The 18,253-nt window shown below is 45.4% G+C and carries 14 protein-coding genes; 9 read left to right on the top strand and 5 right to left on the bottom strand.

Annotated elements, in window-relative coordinates:
- Nucleotides 1–201 precede the first annotated feature (201 nt).
- The gene (locus QUA40_RS23030; protein ID WP_333130160.1) at nucleotides 202–666 is read left to right on the top strand and encodes a hypothetical protein; all 465 of its coding nucleotides are present in this window, start codon (nucleotides 202–204) and stop codon (nucleotides 664–666) included.
- A gap of 55 nt (nucleotides 667–721) precedes the next feature.
- Here the strand turns inward: QUA40_RS23030 and ruvB are convergent, their stop codons facing one another.
- Nucleotides 722–1,822, bottom strand: a complete 1,101-nt coding sequence (gene ruvB, locus QUA40_RS23025; RefSeq protein ID WP_333130158.1) for a Holliday junction branch migration DNA helicase RuvB — start codon at nucleotides 1,820–1,822, stop codon at nucleotides 722–724.
- A gap of 71 nt (nucleotides 1,823–1,893) precedes the next feature.
- Between ruvB and QUA40_RS23020 the strand changes: the two genes are divergently transcribed.
- The 7 genes from QUA40_RS23020 to QUA40_RS22990 all read left to right on the top strand — a co-directional run bounded on the left by QUA40_RS23020 (nucleotide 1,894) and on the right by QUA40_RS22990 (nucleotide 14,157).
- Nucleotides 1,894–2,433, top strand: coding sequence for a hypothetical protein (locus tag QUA40_RS23020; protein WP_333130156.1), 540 nt, complete (start codon nucleotides 1,894–1,896; stop codon nucleotides 2,431–2,433).
- Between the two features lie 147 nt (nucleotides 2,434–2,580).
- Nucleotides 2,581–3,429, top strand: a complete 849-nt coding sequence (locus tag QUA40_RS23015; protein ID WP_333130153.1) for an ABC transporter permease — start codon at nucleotides 2,581–2,583, stop codon at nucleotides 3,427–3,429.
- A 184-nt stretch (nucleotides 3,430–3,613) separates the two neighbouring features.
- A complete protein-coding gene (locus QUA40_RS23010; protein ID WP_333130151.1) occupies nucleotides 3,614–5,026 on the top strand; it encodes an ABC transporter ATP-binding protein in 1,413 nt (470 codons plus the stop codon).
- 15 nt (nucleotides 5,027–5,041) lie between these two features.
- Nucleotides 5,042–6,541, top strand: a complete 1,500-nt coding sequence (locus QUA40_RS23005) for a methyltransferase (protein WP_333130149.1) — start codon at nucleotides 5,042–5,044, stop codon at nucleotides 6,539–6,541.
- A 53-nt stretch (nucleotides 6,542–6,594) separates the two neighbouring features.
- Entirely contained in the window at nucleotides 6,595–11,931 is a 5,337-nt protein-coding gene (locus QUA40_RS23000; RefSeq protein ID WP_333130147.1) for a glycosyltransferase, read from the top strand.
- Between the two features lie 135 nt (nucleotides 11,932–12,066).
- On the top strand, nucleotides 12,067–12,795 hold the full coding sequence (locus QUA40_RS22995) for a class I SAM-dependent methyltransferase (protein ID WP_333130145.1): 729 nt from the start codon (nucleotides 12,067–12,069) through the stop codon (nucleotides 12,793–12,795).
- A gap of 81 nt (nucleotides 12,796–12,876) precedes the next feature.
- Nucleotides 12,877–14,157, top strand: a complete 1,281-nt coding sequence (locus tag QUA40_RS22990) for a glycosyltransferase family 4 protein (protein WP_333130144.1) — start codon at nucleotides 12,877–12,879, stop codon at nucleotides 14,155–14,157.
- A gap of 203 nt (nucleotides 14,158–14,360) precedes the next feature.
- Here the strand turns inward: QUA40_RS22990 and QUA40_RS22985 are convergent, their stop codons facing one another.
- From QUA40_RS22985 to rppA, 3 genes are all read right to left on the bottom strand, one after another.
- Nucleotides 14,361–14,912, bottom strand: coding sequence for a DUF3124 domain-containing protein (locus QUA40_RS22985; RefSeq protein WP_333130142.1), 552 nt, complete (start codon nucleotides 14,910–14,912; stop codon nucleotides 14,361–14,363).
- Nucleotides 14,913–14,990: 78 nt separating this feature from the next.
- Nucleotides 14,991–16,271 (bottom strand): HAMP domain-containing sensor histidine kinase, encoded by a 1,281-nt coding sequence (locus QUA40_RS22980; RefSeq protein WP_333130140.1) that lies wholly within the window; start codon nucleotides 16,269–16,271, stop codon nucleotides 14,991–14,993.
- Nucleotides 16,272–16,289: 18 nt separating this feature from the next.
- Nucleotides 16,290–16,967, bottom strand: coding sequence for a two-component system response regulator RppA (gene rppA / locus QUA40_RS22975; protein ID WP_333130138.1), 678 nt, complete (start codon nucleotides 16,965–16,967; stop codon nucleotides 16,290–16,292).
- 173 nt (nucleotides 16,968–17,140) lie between these two features.
- Here rppA and QUA40_RS22970 point away from each other — a divergent pair, with 173 nt between their 5' ends.
- Nucleotides 17,141–17,527: a hypothetical protein gene (locus tag QUA40_RS22970; protein ID WP_333130136.1), complete on the top strand. Its 387-nt coding sequence runs from the start codon at nucleotides 17,141–17,143 to the stop codon at nucleotides 17,525–17,527.
- 496 nt (nucleotides 17,528–18,023) lie between these two features.
- Here the strand turns inward: QUA40_RS22970 and QUA40_RS22965 are convergent, their stop codons facing one another.
- A complete protein-coding gene (locus tag QUA40_RS22965) occupies nucleotides 18,024–18,161 on the bottom strand; it encodes a hypothetical protein (RefSeq protein ID WP_333130134.1) in 138 nt (45 codons plus the stop codon).
- Nucleotides 18,162–18,253 lie beyond the last annotated feature (92 nt).

Genomic DNA, 18,253 nt, shown 5'->3' with positions numbered 1-18,253 from the left:
GAGTTTCAGCTTCTAGTCTTATGCACGAGTCTATCTTTTATTAGATAAAGTTATCACCATAAGTTCTGAAGAGCCTTTTAGTTTCACTTGGGAAACTGCTATAAAAATTGCGCGCAAGCGAGAAAAGATGTTGCGGGAGTTGCGGCTGGATGCGGATAGTTTAGGATTGATTATTATAGACATATATCGAGTTAATTGTTTATGGCTACTTCCAGATTTCGCGATCGCCTCCGTAAGAAGAGTGAATCAAAATCCACTAAAATAGCCAAAGAAGCGAGCTACGCCCGGATGAACTACAGTCGGCAGGGCTTGGATGAGTTTGTGGATCGGCTTTTGCTTGACGACTCCGAGGCAGTGGAAATGTGTATTATGTTTGTGGAGGCTGACACATTAGTGCGAGTAGCTGGGCATGGCAGAGCGCGTGCCAGGATTTGTCGTCGTCTCAAGCACTGTACCTTGACCGCATCGCAGAGCCAACGCCTCGTTTTTTGCATCACCGAACGTCTGGATTCTGGTCATTTTTCCCAACAGTTTAAGGATAAATTGCGACTTGCTCTCCACCTTGACCTTCAGACAACTCTCGCAGTAGCTTTAGCTTGTTCCAACGACTCCTGTGATTATGTCCGCCGATATGCCGAATGGATTGTGACTCATTATTCCCATTGAATTAACGCATGACCCAACCTCGATGATTATTTAAGCACACTCCATCTAACGTACCCTACAATAATTTAGGTGAGACAAAACCTAGATGTTTCCACGCAGCCGCTGTGGCAATTCTGCCCCGACTTGTTCGCTGCAAAAATCCGATTTGCATTAAATACGGTTCGTACACATCCTCAATTGTTTGAGTATCTTCTCCTGTGGAAGCTGCAAGAGTTTCTAAACCCACCGGGCCGCCGTTAAAGTTTTCGATCATTGCTGTCAAAAGGCATCGATCAGTCCAATCCAAACCTAGCGGATCGACGTTGAACAGTTCGAGGGCGACTGAGGCAACTTCGGCATCAATCGGCTTTAAGTTTTTGACTTCGCTGTAGTCTCTAACTCGCCGCAGCAAGCGGTTAGCGATCCGGGGGGTTCCGCGAGCTCTGCGGGCAATTTCTATGGCTCCTTCTAGGGTGATTTGAGTGTCGAGAACTTGGGCGGTTCTTTGGACAATTAGACTAAGTTCGTCTATTTCGTAGTAGCGCAATCTTTGGATTAAGCCGAAGCGATCGCGCAATGGAGATGTCAGCGATCCAACTTTTGTGGTTGCGCCTACTAAGGTAAAGGGTTTCAGGGGAATGCTGCGGATTTTGGCGCTTTTTCCTTGACCGATCGTAATATCTAAGCGGCAGTCTTCCATCGCCGGATAGAGGATTTCTTCTGTAACTTTAGATAAACGGTGAATTTCGTCTATAAACAGCACGTCGCCTGCTTTGAGGTTGATCAGCAATCCAACAATATCTCGCGGTTTTTCTAAAGCTGGGGCTGTGGTGATTTTGCATTCAACTTCCATTTCTGCTGCTAAAATTAGCGACATTGTGGTTTTGCCCAACCCTGGCGGTCCGTATAGTAACAGGTGATCCATCGGTTCGCCGCGAGATTTGGCGGCTGCAATTGCGATCGCCAAAACTTCTCTCAAGTCTTTTTGCCCGATGTATTCAGCTAACCGCTGGGGCCGGATTTTGTCGTCTTGTTTGCTGTTGATTTCGTCGGGTAGTTCTTGCGATTCTAGTAAAGATTCCGCCTGGGGTTTGACGGCTTTTTTGCGGGGGGCTGGGGCTATGTCTTCGGGTAGACTTGGGTCGGGGGGCTGTTGTTTGGAGGAGATAATAGCCATATTTATCTGCGATCGGGCAGCGGGAATTGTTTACAATTATTAGCAGAATCTTTACAATTATTGAGTCCGTGATGAGTATTCCATCTTCTTTACTAGCATCGGAAAGCATAACTTTTGAGGGGGCGATCGAGCTGACTCAATCTTTACTGTCGTTCATTGAGGCCGCTCAACTTTTACAGGCCGACATCGAGCAAGCTGTTACCTCTCTGGTGGAAACACAGAACGGTGCTAGGGGGTTTTTTGTCACCTATCTAACGGACGATGGACAGGAGGCAGATCAGCCATCACCCGGAGTAGTCGAGGCGCTGCGATCGGCTCCTGAGATCGTAGCAGAACTGCTGGTGAAAAATTTGGCGATGTCGGCGGCAATGGTCGTGTATCATTCGCGCCATCAAAGCGACGAAATGGCGGCAGGTTCTGCTAGAGTGCAGGAGCGATCGCGCAATTTAATTCAACTCCTGCAAATGCCAGCCTGTCAAACTATAGCGTCGCAAATGCTAGAAAGTTTACAGAATGCCAGCGGCGAGTACGAGGAATTTTTCCAGCGGTGGGGCTACGACGACGAGCAAAAACTAGCGATCGGTTCGGCAGTACGATCGGCGATCGGCTAAAATAACATACTTCGCCAGGGTGGCATATGCTTGATTAAAGCGACGGGGCTGTGGAATAATTGCGGTTTAGCAAAAGCTGCACAATTGTAGCTTGAGTTGATTTAGGTGTGAAGGTAGTGAACGAGGGCGAAAAAATTGCTGAGAACGGTGAAAGGAGTTGCCCAAAAGGCCCGAAGGGTGGGCGGCAGGCGGCCTGCAACTAGCCAACGATGGGCGAAGCTGAATCTGCTGGCAACATTGGTGCGCCGGGACTTGGAAGCTCAATACAAAGGCTCGATTCTGGGCAATTTGTGGCCGCTGCTGAATCAGCTATCGCAATTAGTGATTTACACGTACGTATTTTCGATCGTCCTCAAGGTAAAGCTCAGCCTTGCAGGCTTCCCGGAAAACAGCAACATTACATTTGGAGTCTGGCTGTTTGCAGGTTTGTTGCCTTGGAGTGCCTTCACCAGCGGTTTGATCAAGTCGGGAGTATCGGTGGTGGGGCAGCCGAATTTAGTGAAAAAAGTGGTATTTCCCCTCGGTTTGCTACCGCTAGTGCCGATTTTTACAGCTTTTCTTGAAAGTTCTCTGGGTTTAGCAGCTTTGATTGTCATAGTAGCAGTTTCCTCGCAAAAGCTCAACGCTACTTTATGCTTGCTGCCACTGGTTTGGATTCCTCAGTTGCTGCTGACAGCGGGTTTGGGATATTTGACAGCGGGCTTGACGGTGTTTTTGCGAGACATTCCTCAGACATTAGGTGTTATTCTAAATTTTTGGTTTTATTTGACGCCGATCGTCTATCCAGCATCAGTAATCCCCCAAGAGTGGCGAGCGTGGATATTTTGGCTGAATCCAATGGCCACCATCTCGGAGGTTTATCGAGAGCTCATACTGCTTGGAGAAGTTAAGCACTGGGGCGAATGGGGTGTCGCCACGCTAATTTCTGCTGCTATATTTTGTGGAGGTTTGGCGGTTTACCGGCGTTTGCGTCCCGCTTTTGCTGACGTGCTGTAAACTTATTTGAGAGCGAAAGTCAATCTAAAATCTAAAATCCCAATAAAGGTTTGTAGTGAGGACTAAAGTCCTCATAAAAATCAGAGGACTTTAGTCCTCAGTACAAATCTATTTTTAGTGAGAGCGGACATAATATCAATCTAAAATCTAAAATCTAAAATCTAAAATCGATTGACTGCCGCCAATGACAGAAAATGTAATTTCACTAAAAAATGTTTCCAAATGCTTTAAGCGGTACGATCATCCAGGAGACCGCTTAAAAGAAATTATTTACCCCAGCAAAAAACTGGCTGACGAATTTTGGGCCCTGCACGACATCAATCTAGAAATTCCTCAAGGACAAACTCTGGGAATCGTCGGTCGCAACGGTTCCGGAAAAAGCACTCTCCTGCAAATAATTGTGGGGACGCTGACTCCTACCGCAGGCAGCGTAGATGTTAAAGGGCGAGTCTCCGCTTTGTTGGAACTCGGAAGCGGGTTTAACCCGGAATTTACCGGGCGACAAAATGTGTTTTTTAACGCTCAGTTACTGGGCTTCAATCAAAAAGAAACTGAAGAAAAGTTTGACGATATAGCTGCTTTTGCTGATATTGGGGATTTCATCGAACAGCCAGTCAAAACTTATTCTAGCGGTATGTTTGTCAGGCTAGCTTTTGCCGTTGCGACTAGCGTCGAGCCGGATATTTTGGTGGTTGACGAGGCGCTTTCGGTGGGCGATGAAGCTTTTCAACGAAAGTGTTTTGCCCGCTTGCAAAGCATTCAGGAAGGTGGCGGAACGATTTTATTTGTTTCTCATGCTGCTACTTCAGTGGTACAACTGTGTACGTCGGCGATTTTAATGGATAGCGGTGAATTACTGCTCGCTCACACGCCGAAGGTGGTAATTTCTAAGTATCAAAAGCTGATTTATGCCGATCCGGATCAGGTTCTAGGGCTGAAGTCAGATATTCGAGATCTGAACCAACTGACAAAACAGGAAAGTCAAGCCAACCTTCAGGATGCTAATTTAGAAAGCACAAAGAGGGAAGTTAAACCGGAGCAGCATTTATCCAAACCCAATGAACATTACGATGAATTTTACGATCCGGGGATGATACCGTCGAATACGGTGAGGTATCCGTCTCGCGGAGCGGAAATTATCAATCCCCGCATCGAGACGCTGAAGGGAAATGTGGTAAATCACTTGATCGGTCGTCAAGATTATATTTACACTTACTCGGTCACTTTCTCCCGGTCAACTTCCAAAGTTAGGTTTGGAATGTTGATTAAAACGATTAGCGGTTTTGAGTTGGCGGGTGCTTCTTTGAAGGGTTCTACTCAGTCAGTTAGGTATGTGGAAGCGGGAACGACAATTGTAGTGAAGTTTCAATTTAAATGTTTGCTGAATCCGGGGGTTTATTTTCTGAATGCTGGGGTTGTGGGGACGGTAGATGGAGATTTAACTTATCTGGATCGCTGCGTTGATGTGGCGATGTTTAGAGTTCAGTCTTGTACTGAGTCGTGCGGTAACGGCATCGTTGACTTGCTGATCGAACCGTGTTTAACTGTTGTTAATGCTGATTCTCTGATGAAAGAGCAGTCAACTGAGGTTATCTAAAATTCTGTAAAAACCATGAGCAATATCACTTTAGATTTAGTAGAAAATCCCGTAATCAAAGCATTTATTCGAGATCAAGCTAAGTTTCCCGAAGATTTTAAACAGAATATCTGCGAAGACGATGAAATGTATTTGTTCAGCTTGAGCAATGTCAAAGACGATCGCGATCGGGCTTTCGTGCGCTATTATGCGATCGGCCGTCGCATCTTGGATACGGTTAAACAAGTTGTGGAATGGCATTTTGGGAGTTTTGAAAATGTACCGTCTTTTCTAGATTTTGCCTGCGGTTACGGTCGATTTACGCGGTTTTTGATTCAGGAAATGGCGCCGGAAAAAATTTGGGTGTCTGATATTTATGCTAACGCGGTCAAGTTTCAAACAGAATACTTGGGCGTTAGCGGTATCGTATCGACGGGAAAACCAGAAAATTATTTAATTGACAGAAAGTTTGACTGCATTCTGGCTAATTCTTTTTTCAGCCATATGCCGGAAAGAACTTTTACAAGTTGGCTGCAAAATTTGTACGATTTGTTAACTAAAGACGGGATTTTGATGTTCAGTGTTCACGACGAGAGTCTGCTGGAATCTCATGTAGAAATGCCGGCAAAAGGAATTCTGTTTAGCGCCGATAGCGAAAGTCAGTCTTTAGACAAGGAAGAATACGGTACAACTTATGTAACGGAAAAGTTTGTTAGAGAAATTGTTGATCGAGTTAGTGGCGGCAAAGCATTTGTGCATCGAATTGAAAAAGGTATATGCAGGTTTCAAGATTTGTATGTGGTTACAAATCAACTGAATAGAGAATTTTCTAGTTTGAAATTCAGTCACCACCCGGAAGGATATGTTGATGTTGCTGCTTTAACTACTAAGGATAATTTGTATCTGGAAGGGTGGGCGGCCGATGTGAACAAGGAGGGCCGGATTGAGGAGGTGCAAGTCCTGGTAAACGGCGAATTAGTAGAGAGATGCGAGCCTTTTTACAATAGGTCGGATGTGGCTGGATATTTTAAAACAGATGCTGCTTTGCAGTCTGGTTGGCGCTGTTATTTACCGAAAAACACTGTGACGCCACAGGATGTGTTAATAGTCAAAGCAATCAATAACTACGGTTGGGAATGGATTCTGGAAACTTGCACTGTGAAATCGCTGCTGAGCCAAAGGCAATCGCAGTCTCTTTTGGGGTCTACTCAGACTAAAATGAAACTAATGGAGACTCAGTTAGCTTCTGCTAAAATAGAATGGGAGCAAAGTCAAAGTAAGTTAATGATTACTCAAACGGAGTTGCAAGAAACTCAAAGTCAATTAATTTCAGCTCACACGCAGTTGGAGCAAACTCAAAATCAGTTAATATCTGTCCAGATGCAGTTGGAACAAACTCAAAATCAGCTAATTAATGTCAAAAAAGAACTAGAGCGATCGCACAATCGAGTTTTGGCAATGGAAACGAGCAAGTTCTGGAAGGTGAGAACCGCCTGGTTTCAAGTCAGGCGGTCACTCGGCTTAGCGGGAGAGTAGCGATAGAGTAAAATTGGTGGGGGAATTAGGGCGAGGGAGAAGGGAGAGAAATTGTGAGTACAAATGACACCAAACCGTCGGTTTTTATTGTTACCGGAATGCACCGTTCCGGTACGTCTTTAACAGCTTCTTTGTTTCAGGAAGTCGGGGTTGATATTGGCAAAAAGTTAGTGGGCCCGGCCGACGGAAATGTGAAAGGTCATTTCGAGAATGTTGATTTTGTGGAGTTTCACAAAAGTGTTTTGCGATCGCACGGTATTGATGAACTCGGATGTACGTTTGAAAAAACGATTCCGGTAGCAGCAGAATACGTGGAAATCGCCAAACGCGCGATCGAGCAAAATCAACAAACTCACAAACATTGGGGTTGGAAAGACCCGCGAACAGCCCTTTTTTGGGATTTTTGGCTGACTTTGCTCCCAGAAGCTAATTTTATCTGTGTTTATCGATCGCCCTGGGAAGTAGTCGATTCCCTTTACCGCCGGGGAACCGATGTCAGCTTGCTGCAAAATCCCGAAATGGCAGTAAAAATGTGGATTCACTACAATCAACAAGTTTTAGAACTTTACGAACGTTTTCCCGATCGCTGTCTGCTAGCAAACGTTTACCCCATCGGCCACACTCCTGAACTTTTCATTGATCGAGTCAACGAAAAATTTAATGTTAACTTAAGTGCGACACCGGGCGACAATTTTGAAGAATCTTTATTAGTCAACGATATTGTCAAAAGTCACAGACCGAGTTTAATAGAAAAATATTTTCCCGAAGCATTAGAACTATATGAACTTTTGGAAACCCAAGCTGGCAATCTCAGCAGCGAATCGAAAGATGTGAGCGCTCAAGTTATTCATTTCCCAGCATCTCCAATCTGGCCATTTGAAGATTGGCTAAAAATCCGCTTGCTGGAAAAAGAGCAAAAAACCAGCTCTTCCGAACTCAAACAGTGGCAAGAACAATTTCACCATGCCCAGACGAAAGTTTTGGGATTAGAGACAGAATTAGGAGCAACTCAAGTACAGCTTGCAGGCAAAGAATCAAATTTTCAAGAAGCTTTAGTAAAACTCCTCGGATTAGAAACAGAATTAGGACAAACTCAGGTACAGCTTGCAGGCAAAGAATCGCAATTTCAAGAAGCTTTAAAAAAAGTATTGGAATTAGAAGCAGAATTAGGGAAAACTCAAGTACAGCTTGCTGGCAAAGAAACGCATTTTCAAGAAGCTTTAGCGAAACTCCTCGGATTAGAAACAGAATTAGGACAAACTCAGGTACAGCTTGCTGGCAAAGAATCGCAATTTCAAGAAGCTTTAGCGAAAGTATTGGAATTAGAAGCAGAATTAGGGCAAACTCAGGTAAAGGTTGAAGAGAAAGAATTTAGATTGCAGGAAAAGTTAGGGGAGTTGCTGCGGTTGGAAACAGTACAAACTCAAACACTGGATAAATTAAATCAAAGTCGGGAATACTTACAAGAATCGCGCCAGGAAACAGAAAGAGTTCGAGCAGAAATTGCTGCTATCAAGTCTTCGGACTGGTGGCAACTGAGAGAAAACTTGTGGGAAATTCAGCACAGAATCCGTGACATCTTCCCGAAATTTGTTTTTTCGTTAGATCGACCCACTACTTGGCAAGTTAGCGATTCTAACCTGCTAATCGCGGGCTGGGCTTTTAACACAAAAAGAGAGATTAAAGCTGTTCGCGCCCGAATAGAAAACAAGACTTTCGTCGGGGCGTACGGCATCGAAAGAAGCGATATAGCTGCAGCCAATTCTAATATTTCAGCGGTCAATAAATGTGGTTTTACAATTGAATTGGAAGCGCCTGCTGGACGGCATGAAGTGCTGCTGGAAGCGCAAGATGAGGGCGGGAAATGGCATCTTTTAGCAGCTTATCCGCTGGTGGTTTCAACGATTCAAGCATCATTAGATGTACCAGCGCTGTGGGAACAGCGTCCGGGTAAAATTTTGTTCGCAGGTTGGTGCTGCCACCACGATCGTAAAATTGCTAAATTAACATTTTTGTGCGGGGATACTTCTGTAGAATGCGCCTATGGTTTGCGGAGAAAAGATGTCGGCGAAGTGTTCCCCGACTGGGTTAACAGTTCCGAAAGTGGCTTTGAAGTTCTTGTCGATTTGCCTCCTGGCGAATGGCACGTTTCACTGCAAGCTCAATTAGAAACTGGGGAAATTTTGTATTTTCAAGCGCCTAAAAAATTGACCGTGCGGCGCAACGATATCTGGCAGCGAAGTGCTGATAAATTTCAGGAGTTTTCGAGTTTTATAGAGGCAATCCGGCAGCGGGCGAGGGAGAGAAAGCAGCGTCTGGGCAGAATTGTGCCGATGCCTTGGGAAATTGTGAAGGTGATTCGCCAGTTGGGGAAGATTTATCGGCAGCAAAAACAGTTTACTGCGCCGGGAGATTTGCTGCCGCCTGCGGGTTTTGTGGTGCCTAAACCCATTGATAGGTATGACGCTTGGCTGGAGGTGAATCAGTGGAACGATCGCGCGCGCAATTACTTGATTTCTCGGTTAAAGTCCTGCCAGGAACCGCTGCCAAAAATCTCGGTGGTGATGCCAGTTTACAATCCGCAGATAGATTTTCTCGAAAGTGCGATCGCTAGCGTAATCAATCAAGTTTACCCAAACTGGGAACTCTGCATTGCAGACGATTGCAGTACAGAATTCACTGTTGCTGAAAATTTGAAGGACTGGGCCCAAAAGGACGATCGTATCCGCATCACATTTCGTACAGAAAACGGCAACATCAGCGCAGCAACCAACAGTGCCGCCGCCCTCGCAACAGGCGACATCATCCTGTTTTTAGACAACGACGACGAACTAACTCCCGATGCCCTAGGTGAAGTCGCCCTATATTTTGCAGCGCATCCAGACACCGATTTTCTCTACTCCGATGACGACAAAATCGACACCAAAGGTCGCCGCTTCGCCCCGCAATTCAAACCGGAATGGTCGCCGGAACTGCTGCTTTCCTATATGTATCTCGGTCATTTGTGCGCCGTGAGAAAACACATTTTTGAACAAATAGGAGGTTTGCGGATCGGTTTTGAAGGGTCCCAAGATTACGATTTTGCCTTGAGAGCAACCGAAATTTCGCGCCACGTCGCGCACCTGCCGTTAGTGCTGTATCACTGGCGAACAGCACCCGGTTCTACAGCCATATCTGGGGCCGCGAAACCCGCTAGTTTTGCCGCAGGTCAAAAAGCCATTCAAGACGCACTAAACCGCCGCAAAATAAAGGGCAATGTCGCTCAGCACGCATGGGCTATTAAAGAAAATCTGGGCATATTTGCCCAGGATTTCCCGGATAAGGGCCCGTCAGTAACGGTAATTATTCCTACTAAAAATCAGCTCACATTGCTGAAAGCCTGTTTGGATTCTCTGGAAAATACCACATACAAAAATTATCAAGTTGCCATTATCGACAACGAAAGCGACGATCCGAAAACTCTGGAATATTTAAAGCAATTAAATTGCCAAGTTTTGCGGATAAAAAATCCTGGAGGCAAGTTTAGTTTTGCAGCAATTAACAACCGCGCTGCCGAACAAGTTGATAGCGAATATGTTTTGTTTTTGAACAACGATACTGAAGTAATTAACCCCCGCTGGCTGAGTCAAATGGTCGGATACGCTCAAATCCCTGGCGTGGGTGCAGTCGGCGCGAGGCTTTTATATCCTGACGGCAGAATTCAGCACGCGGGCGTAATTCACGGTCTCCATCACGGTTTGGCGGGTCACGCTTTTAAGCTGATGAACAGCGAAAATCGCGGCTATCTTTCTCAAGCAATGGTAACGCGAAATTACTCTGCAGTAACAGCGGCTTGTACGATTACTCCGCGTCAATTGTTCTTAGAATTGGGCGGTTTTGATGAGGAGAATTTTGCTGTTGCTTACAATGATGCAGATTACGGATACCGGCTGTTAGAACGGGGTTATCGGTGCGTATATTGTCCTGATGCGGAATTGTTGCACAAAGAGGGAACTTCTAGGGGTTTTACCGACAATCCTCAAGAAGTGGCGGCTTTTAGGCGCAAGTACGCGGGGAAAAATGACAGTTTTTACAGTCCTCACTTGTCTTTAGAAGATGAGTATTTTCATATTCAACCTCGACGGTTTTTTATGAAGGAAGAAGGTTCGGCAACGGATTTTGTAACGGATGTAACCGAGAAGGAAGAACGCAAATTTAGTGATTCTGGTTTGTTGGAAGCAGCCAATGGTTTTGTTAATCCTGTCAAAGTTTTGATGTGTAGCAATTCGCTGGATTTCACAGGGGCGCCGCTCCATCAGTACGAAATCGCTGTGAAATTGGCGGCGGAAGGTGTGATTGAGCCGATCGTACTTTGCACAACAGACGGGCCCCTGCGTCAAGCTTACGAACAGCAGGGAATTGAAGTAATTGTGCGCGACAATCCCCTCGAACACATCTATCAGCGCGATGCTTACGATGAAGCTATCGGCAGTTTTAGCAAGGAAATTGAAAGTTTAAAAGTAGATGCAATTTATGCCAATACTTTAGAAAACTTTTTTGTAATTGATGCGGCGCGGCAAATCGGAATTCCTGTGGTGTGGAACGTGCACGAAAGCGAACCTTGGCAAACTTATTTTAATAGGTTTGGTTCTGAGATTGCGGCGAGAGCTTTAGAGTGTTTTCGCTTTCCTTACAAAGTGATTTTTGTGGCGGATGCAACGCGCGACAGGTATTTGCCTCTCAACAGCCACCATAATTTTACCGTGATTCACAACGGCTTAGATTTGAGCAAACTGGAAAGTTCGGAGAATTCTGAATTGGCTAGAAAAAGTTTAGATGTTGCAGCGGAAGATGTGGTAATTTTGCTGCTGGGAACGGTATGCGAACGCAAAGGCCAGCAGGATTTAGTTAAAGCACTTTCTCTTTTGCCTGACAAATGGCACAATAAAATTAGGTGTTTTATTGTGGGCGATCGTCCGAGTATTTACAGCAATAAATTAGCCGAGTTAGTGGGGGAATTGCCACAAGAGTTGCGGCAAAGGGTGACAGTAGTCCCGGAAACTGGGGAGACGGGAAAATATTACAAAGCGGCTGATATATTTGTTTGCACTTCTCGCGTCGAAAGTTTTCCGAGAGTGATTTTGGAGGCGATGGCCTGCGATTTGCCAATTGTTACTTCGCCAGTTTTTGGAATTAGAGAACAAGTGCGGTCGGGAATTAATGGTTTGTTTTATACACCCGATCGTCCGGAGGAATTAGTTTCAGCTTTGATTAGTTTATTGGATGACAAATCATTGCGCCAGCAGTTAGCTGAAAACGCTAAATATGTTTTGGATTCGCTTAATACTTTTGAGGAAATGAGTCACGCTTATGCAGATATTTTATGCGAAGCATATTTCAGCAGTCATTAGTCATCTTACAATGTCAGCGTCCCGCCCAGCCAAGGGCAGTAAATCAAGTCGTAGACTTGGGGCAGGATTTGATATAATTTGCCAAGACTTGCGGAACATATTGAAAATTGACCCATCAATACTATAAAATTAAAAATGAACCATGAAAAAATGACCGATCGCCCAAGAGTAGATTATGAAAGGGCATGGGACAGTTACGCCCAACAGTGGCAAAAAACTAATGCCGAACTTGCCCATATTGGCGACGAATGGATAGGTAAAGCTGCCGGTGCCGCCAACTCCTTAGCCGAATACGAAGCGCTGATAGAACAGCAATTTATTGCACCGTACATCAAAAAAGAACATACGGTTTTAGAAATTGGTATCGGCGGGGGAAAAACGGGTTCGCTGCTGCTGAAATATTGCGATCGCCTAATTTGTGCCGACATTTCCAGTCAAATGCTGCAAGCGGCCCGATCGCGCTTGGGAGACGATCGCGTTTCTTACGTCAAACTCGACGGTTTAACATTAGACGGCATTGCTCCAGGTTCAGCCGATGTCTGCTTTTGTTACGATACAATGGTACACGTAGAGCCGGTAGATATATTCAACTATCTGACTCGAATTCCCAAACTGCTGCGGGGCGATCGAATTTGTGTGTTTCACCACACAAATATTTTTACCGAATTAGGGTGGCAAAAATTCGCCAGCGAGTGGGACAAAAACTTGCTAGGGCACAGAGACGGCACAGCATTTTCAGTTATGACTGATACAATTATGGAAAAATTTTTCCATCATTTAAACTATGAAATCATCCTGAAAAATACATCTTCAGTACCGCGAGATTGTGTCTGGATCTGCAAAGCACCAACCCCTAATGAATAAAACCAAAGCTTTTTAGCTGAATCAAAATATTTTATTCCCACTAACAACAGACAACAGTCAATAGTCAACTGACAACAGACAATGAAAGCATTATTTCTCCATCCCAACTTCCCCGCCCAATACCGCCACATTATCACGGCTTTAGGCGCAGATCCCAAAAATCAAATTGTTTTCGGCACTAAAAATGAGCGTCCCGAATGGAACATTCCCGGCGTTCGCAAAGCAGCATTTACACCCAGTCGCGAACCCCACGCGCAGACTCACCAATACGTCCGCCCTTTAGAAAGTGCCGTCATCTACGGACAAGCCGTATTTAGAATGGCAGAACAACTCAAAGCCGATGGTTTTGTACCGGATATTATCTGCGGACATTCCGGTTGGGGTCCGACATTATTTGTCAAAGAAGCTTTTCCAAATACGCCGCTTCTCTGTTATTTCGAGTGGTTTTATCATGCTATTGGTTCCGACGCAGATTTTGACCCTGCGGAACCTTTAACAGTTGACGATATGGCCAGAATTAGAATAAAAAATGCGCCGATTCTGATCGATTTATATTCTTGCGATTGGGGTTTATCGCCCACTTATTGGCAGCGATCGCAATTTCCGCCAGAATTACAACAAAAATTGTCCGTGCTCCACGACGGCGTAGACACCGATTACTTCAAACCCGATCCCGGTGCTAAACTAATTTTGCCCAACTTAGACTTGTCCGGCGTTGATGAAATTGTCACCTATGTATCCCGGGGAATGGAACCTTACCGGGGCTTTCCAGAGTTCATTGAGTCGATCGCCTACTTGCAAGAACGCCGCCCCAACTGTCACGTTGTAATCGTTGGTTCAGAAAGAGTTTGTTATGGGCGTTCTTTACCCAACGGCGAGTCTTACAAAGACTATATGCTCAAAAAAGTGCCGCTAGATTTGTCGCGAGTTCACTTTGTCGGGCCACTACCTTACGGACTGTATTTAAAAGTAATTCAAGCCTCGGACGTACACGTTTATTTAACCAGACCTTTCGTGTTATCTTGGTCGATGATTGAATCTTTATCAACCGGATGTTTAGTAATCGGTTCCGACACAGGGCCCGTGAGAGAAGTTATCCGCGATGGAGAAAACGGTTTGCTAGTCGATTACTTCTCGCCGAAACAAGTAGCCGATCGCATTGATGAAGTTTTAGACCATCCTACCCGCATGGCAGAAATTCGCGTCAAGGCCCGTCAAACAGCATTAGAACGATATAGTTTAGCTAAAATGTTGCCGCAACATTTACAACTGATCGAGCAAGTAGCAAGTCGTTCGATGCCGCCTACAGTTGGTATGCAACCAGAACGGGAATTAGCAGCATCTTTTGCAGTGAGAAGTTAACAATCAAGTTGGTCAGGACTCAAGCCCCTGTCACAAGCCCTCCTGTGCGACTATACCGCACAGGAAAACCCACCAACTAGACTATAAACATCGGAACATCTGGAGGTTTTAGTTGCCAAATTAAATATTTTGACAGCAGTCCGTCCATCCCTTCTAGGCTAGTCGCCAGCTAGCTTCTAGACAAATAATTTAATTCTCTAAAATCACTTCTGCATCCTGTGTTGCTTGAGAACTTTAGCGGGACTAACAAATGAAATGCCCTGAGAAAAAGAGGTACTAATCATGACAGCTTCAATGATAGGCTCATAAACCGTTTTTTCTGCAACCCACTCCACAATAAAGTTGGCACCTGAGCCTCCAATTGTATCATTTGCTGCAATGAAAAAGTTTGTGGAAGCAAGCGGCTTGAGTTCTACAGGACTCTTAATATCCTGCCTGATCAAGTGCCCATCGGTATCGTAGTAACGCACAGAAGTGATAATAATCGAATTCGTCAGATCCGTATTGCGAATACTGAGTGTGGCTGACAACTCCATCACATCATCCTGGCTATTGTAGTGATAAATATGCGAGTAAATAGGGACATATACGGTTTGTCCCATCACAACTTTTGTTTTATCTAACGTGACCGATCTCAGTGAGGTTTCACGTTTTAGATCGGGTTGTTGCCTTTGTGAGGTAGTTTGCTCAGAACAAGAGGTAATAACGATCGCGGCGATCGCCCAACCAACCCAGAAATCATGTTTCAGCTTCATCGGCATTCATCCAAATACACCACATACATTGCAGTTACATCTAAAGCAGAGTGCACCTTCTCTCTCGTTTGAGGCGGCTTAGTGATAAGGTTTGAGCGGCAGTTCAATCTGAAACGTTGAGCCTTTGCCCACTTCACTCGTCACATGAATTTTTCCACCATGGGCCTGGACAATCTGTTGGACGATCGCCAACCCCAGCCCAAAGCCTCCACTGTCCTGCGATCGCTCGGTGTCTACTCGATAGAAGCGATCGAAAATATAGGGTAAGTCCGCTTCTGAAATACCGATTCCCGTATCGATAATCTGAATGACTGCCAAATTGGAATGAAGAACTAGGCGTATCTTTACAGTTCCGCCAACGGGAGTATATTTACAGGCGTTGTGAAGAAAGTTTTCGACTACTTGCCGCAGCAAATCAGGGTCAGCCAATAATTCAATCGGTTGTTCCGGTGATTCGCAGGTGAGTTTGATATTTTGGGCTTCTGCAAGTGCGAGAAACTGGGTTGCTAAATTGCTGAGGATCTCGTTGAGATTGATTAACCTGAGCGATTCCGGCGCAAGTCGCCCCTGATGACGAGCCAACAGCAGTAAATTATTCACGAGCGCTCCCATTGATTTTGCGCTATCTACAATGTTTTCTAAGGGAGGATGGTAAGGTGAATCATCACCCGCAATGAGCAACCCAAGCTGGGCATTAGTGAGAATGGCAGACAGGGGCGATCGCAACTCGTGAGAGGCATCGGCTGTAAAGCGCTGAAGCTGCTGATAGGCTTGCCGAATCGGTTGCATGGCCAGCCCGCTGAGAAACCAACCTGTGAGGGCAATTAAGCCCAGTGTCACCGGGACAGCGAGAGTTAGCACAATCTGAAGCTCAGTGAGCCTGTTTTGAGTTTCTGTCAGGGGAGTTGCAACCTGAAGATAACCGAGTACCCCTGTTCTACCTTCAACGGGTAATGTCACCTGACGCAGCCAGATTCCTTTTCCCAAAAGTGGATCGGTCGATCGAACAGTGAGATAACCAAAGGGCGTATTTAACCGATCGGGAGGAGAATTCCCAAAAAAACGAACTAGCCGCCCTTGTGCGTTATACCAGCGCACGTAAATCAGATCTTCAGCAAGGGGATGCGAACCACTGCCTAACAAGGGGACATGACTCAGATCGACCTGGTTCTGGTTTTGGCGAACTTCATTATACACGCTGGCAGCCATGACTCTAGTTTTGTCATAGAGCAGTAGGTCAAGGGCTTCTAGTTTATCTTTTACCTCAATCTGGTAAATCGCCCCCGCAAACAGCACGAGAATGCTTCCCATTGAGAGGGTGAACCAACGAGCCAGATTGCGACGACTTTGATTGAACACGGCTTGCCTTGACGATCGTTACTTTTCAGGGGAAGTGAGGCGATAACCCATACCGTAAATGCTCTCAATCCAGTCTGCAGATCCTACAGCCTGCAAGCGTTGGCGGAGTTTGCGAATTAGAACCGTAATTGCATTGCTCTCTGGTTCAGTCCCCCATTCCCACACCGCTTGTTCAATCTGATTCCGAGTCAAAACTTGCCGGGGATGACGCATAAAATACTCCAACAACTGAAACTCGCGACTGGAGAGGGAAACGGTTGCACCTTGTCGCTCAACATTAAGAGTATCGAGGTGGAGGTGCAGATCCTCAAGGCTGAGCGTATCTCCTTGCCAAAGGGCCGATCGCCGTCTTAAGGCCCGCACTCGTGCCATGAATTCAACCAAGTCGATCGGTTTGACCAGGTAATCATCTGCACCTGCGTCTAACCCGGTCACTTTTTCCGGCGTGGTGTCTCTTGCGGTGATCATCAAAATCGGCGCTGTTTTCCCTGCCGATCGATATTGACGACAGAGATTTACCCCGCTGATATGTGGCAACATCCAGTCCAAAATCAACAAATCATATTCTTTTTCTGATAACAGCCACTGTGCCGTCTCTCCATCTTTTACCCCATCCACGCTATGTCCTGCCTGAGACAGCACTGTTTGAAGCGGCATCAGTTGCTTTGGGTCGTCCTCCACAAGTAAAATTCTCATATATTTCTTTAATTGGGCTTATCGAACTGAAACATTTGACGCATCGCCCTTGAGTAGGATTTCACCAGAGCGCTAACTCTACTAAAGTGCAAATATAGCAATCCTAAATCATTTGTGAATTTCTTACTCCCGGACCAAGGCATCGGGGAGGGTTGGGGTGGGGTAAAAAATTTATGTGGCAGGTTACTAAACGTTGGCTAAAAGCATCAGGCGCAGAGTTTTGGTTGCCATGGCCGTTTGTGGCGATCGCGTTTTGGGTTGGCTCCAGTTTCCTAATGGCTCAAGAATTACAACAACCCCAGATCGCAAAGAATAAACTTCAGGCAGATACCCAGCTTAAAGCAACGGTTTCTGTCAATATATTGCGGATCAATGCGGTGATTAACAGAAACCAAGGAACCACCCAGGTTGCGGTAGAAACAGCAGAACCCATTTTGAAGCGATTGGAATTAGAATTGCCAATGACTGACGCAACCCAGATAGAGGCAGCGATCGCGCAAGAACTCCAGTTATCACGTCAAAATGTTCGCCAGTTAGTCCGTTACGAGATCGTGGAATAAGTTTATTGTTTCAATATTGCGATCGCATCCAGTCAAATAAGGTTGTTAAATCTAGAGGTTTCTTGACTGCTATAGCGCAATTTTTTAAGGGGCAAGAAGCGCCAAATGCTCTTGCCACTTCACTAGACAAGATTGCATGAGTCTTTGATTGATACAGAAACCGCACCCAGATAGAGGCAGCGATCGCGCAAGAGCTCCAGTTATCACGTCAAAATGTTCGCCAGTTAGTCCGTTACGAGATCGTGGAATAAGTTTATTGTTTCAATATTGCGATCGCATCCAGTCAAATAAGGTTGTTAAATCTAGAGGTTTCTTGACTGCTATAGCGCAATTTTTTAAGGGGCAAGAAGCGCCAAATGCTCTTGCCACTTCACTAGACAAGATTGCATGAGTCTTTGATTGATACAGAAACCGCAGATGTAAGACAGATAAACACGGATAGACGCAGATAATTCAGGAGAGTTTCCGACTTTTGCAAGAGGTATACTGTTAGGAACTACTGAATTACGATTTGGTTATTGAGCGAAATATTCGGTGCAGCTTGCCGAGAAATTTGTTCTGCCAATGCTTTTTGTTCTGCCGTTTGAACGCGCCCTGTTAACACAATCGAATTATCTTGATCGTCTGCGTCCAAATCGAATTGCTTGAGGGCTTAGCGGGTGACAAGGCACCTCTAGTCTAAACAGGACAAAGGTTTGAGAGAATGGTAAGGTAAAAAAATAAGGA

Source organism: Microcoleus sp. Pol11C3 (assembly GCF_036701485.1).
In the GTDB taxonomy this organism is placed as follows: domain Bacteria; phylum Cyanobacteriota; class Cyanobacteriia; order Cyanobacteriales; family Microcoleaceae; genus Microcoleus.
Note: the sequence above shows the minus strand (reverse complement) of the source record. Positions and strands in the feature narration are given on the sequence as shown.

What these genes read in the sequence shown, in the direction of transcription:
- QUA40_RS23005 (WP_333130149.1), top strand. Translation starts at nt 5,042, where the DNA reads ATGAGCAATATCACTTTAGATTTAGTAGAAAATCCCGTAATCAAAGCA.
- QUA40_RS22995 (WP_333130145.1), top strand. Translation starts at nt 12,067, where the DNA reads ATGAACCATGAAAAAATGACCGATCGCCCAAGAGTAGATTATGAAAGG.
- QUA40_RS23020 (WP_333130156.1), top strand. Translation starts at nt 1,894, where the DNA reads ATGAGTATTCCATCTTCTTTACTAGCATCGGAAAGCATAACTTTTGAG.
- ruvB (WP_333130158.1), bottom strand. Translation starts at nt 1,822, where the DNA reads ATGGCTATTATCTCCTCCAAACAACAGCCCCCCGACCCAAGTCTACCC.
- QUA40_RS22985 (WP_333130142.1), bottom strand. Translation starts at nt 14,912, where the DNA reads ATGAAGCTGAAACATGATTTCTGGGTTGGTTGGGCGATCGCCGCGATC.
- QUA40_RS22970 (WP_333130136.1), top strand. Translation starts at nt 17,141, where the DNA reads ATGTGGCAGGTTACTAAACGTTGGCTAAAAGCATCAGGCGCAGAGTTT.
- QUA40_RS22990 (WP_333130144.1), top strand. Translation starts at nt 12,877, where the DNA reads ATGAAAGCATTATTTCTCCATCCCAACTTCCCCGCCCAATACCGCCAC.
- QUA40_RS23030 (WP_333130160.1), top strand. Translation starts at nt 202, where the DNA reads ATGGCTACTTCCAGATTTCGCGATCGCCTCCGTAAGAAGAGTGAATCA.
- QUA40_RS23010 (WP_333130151.1), top strand. Translation starts at nt 3,614, where the DNA reads ATGACAGAAAATGTAATTTCACTAAAAAATGTTTCCAAATGCTTTAAG.
- rppA (WP_333130138.1), bottom strand. Translation starts at nt 16,967, where the DNA reads ATGAGAATTTTACTTGTGGAGGACGACCCAAAGCAACTGATGCCGCTT.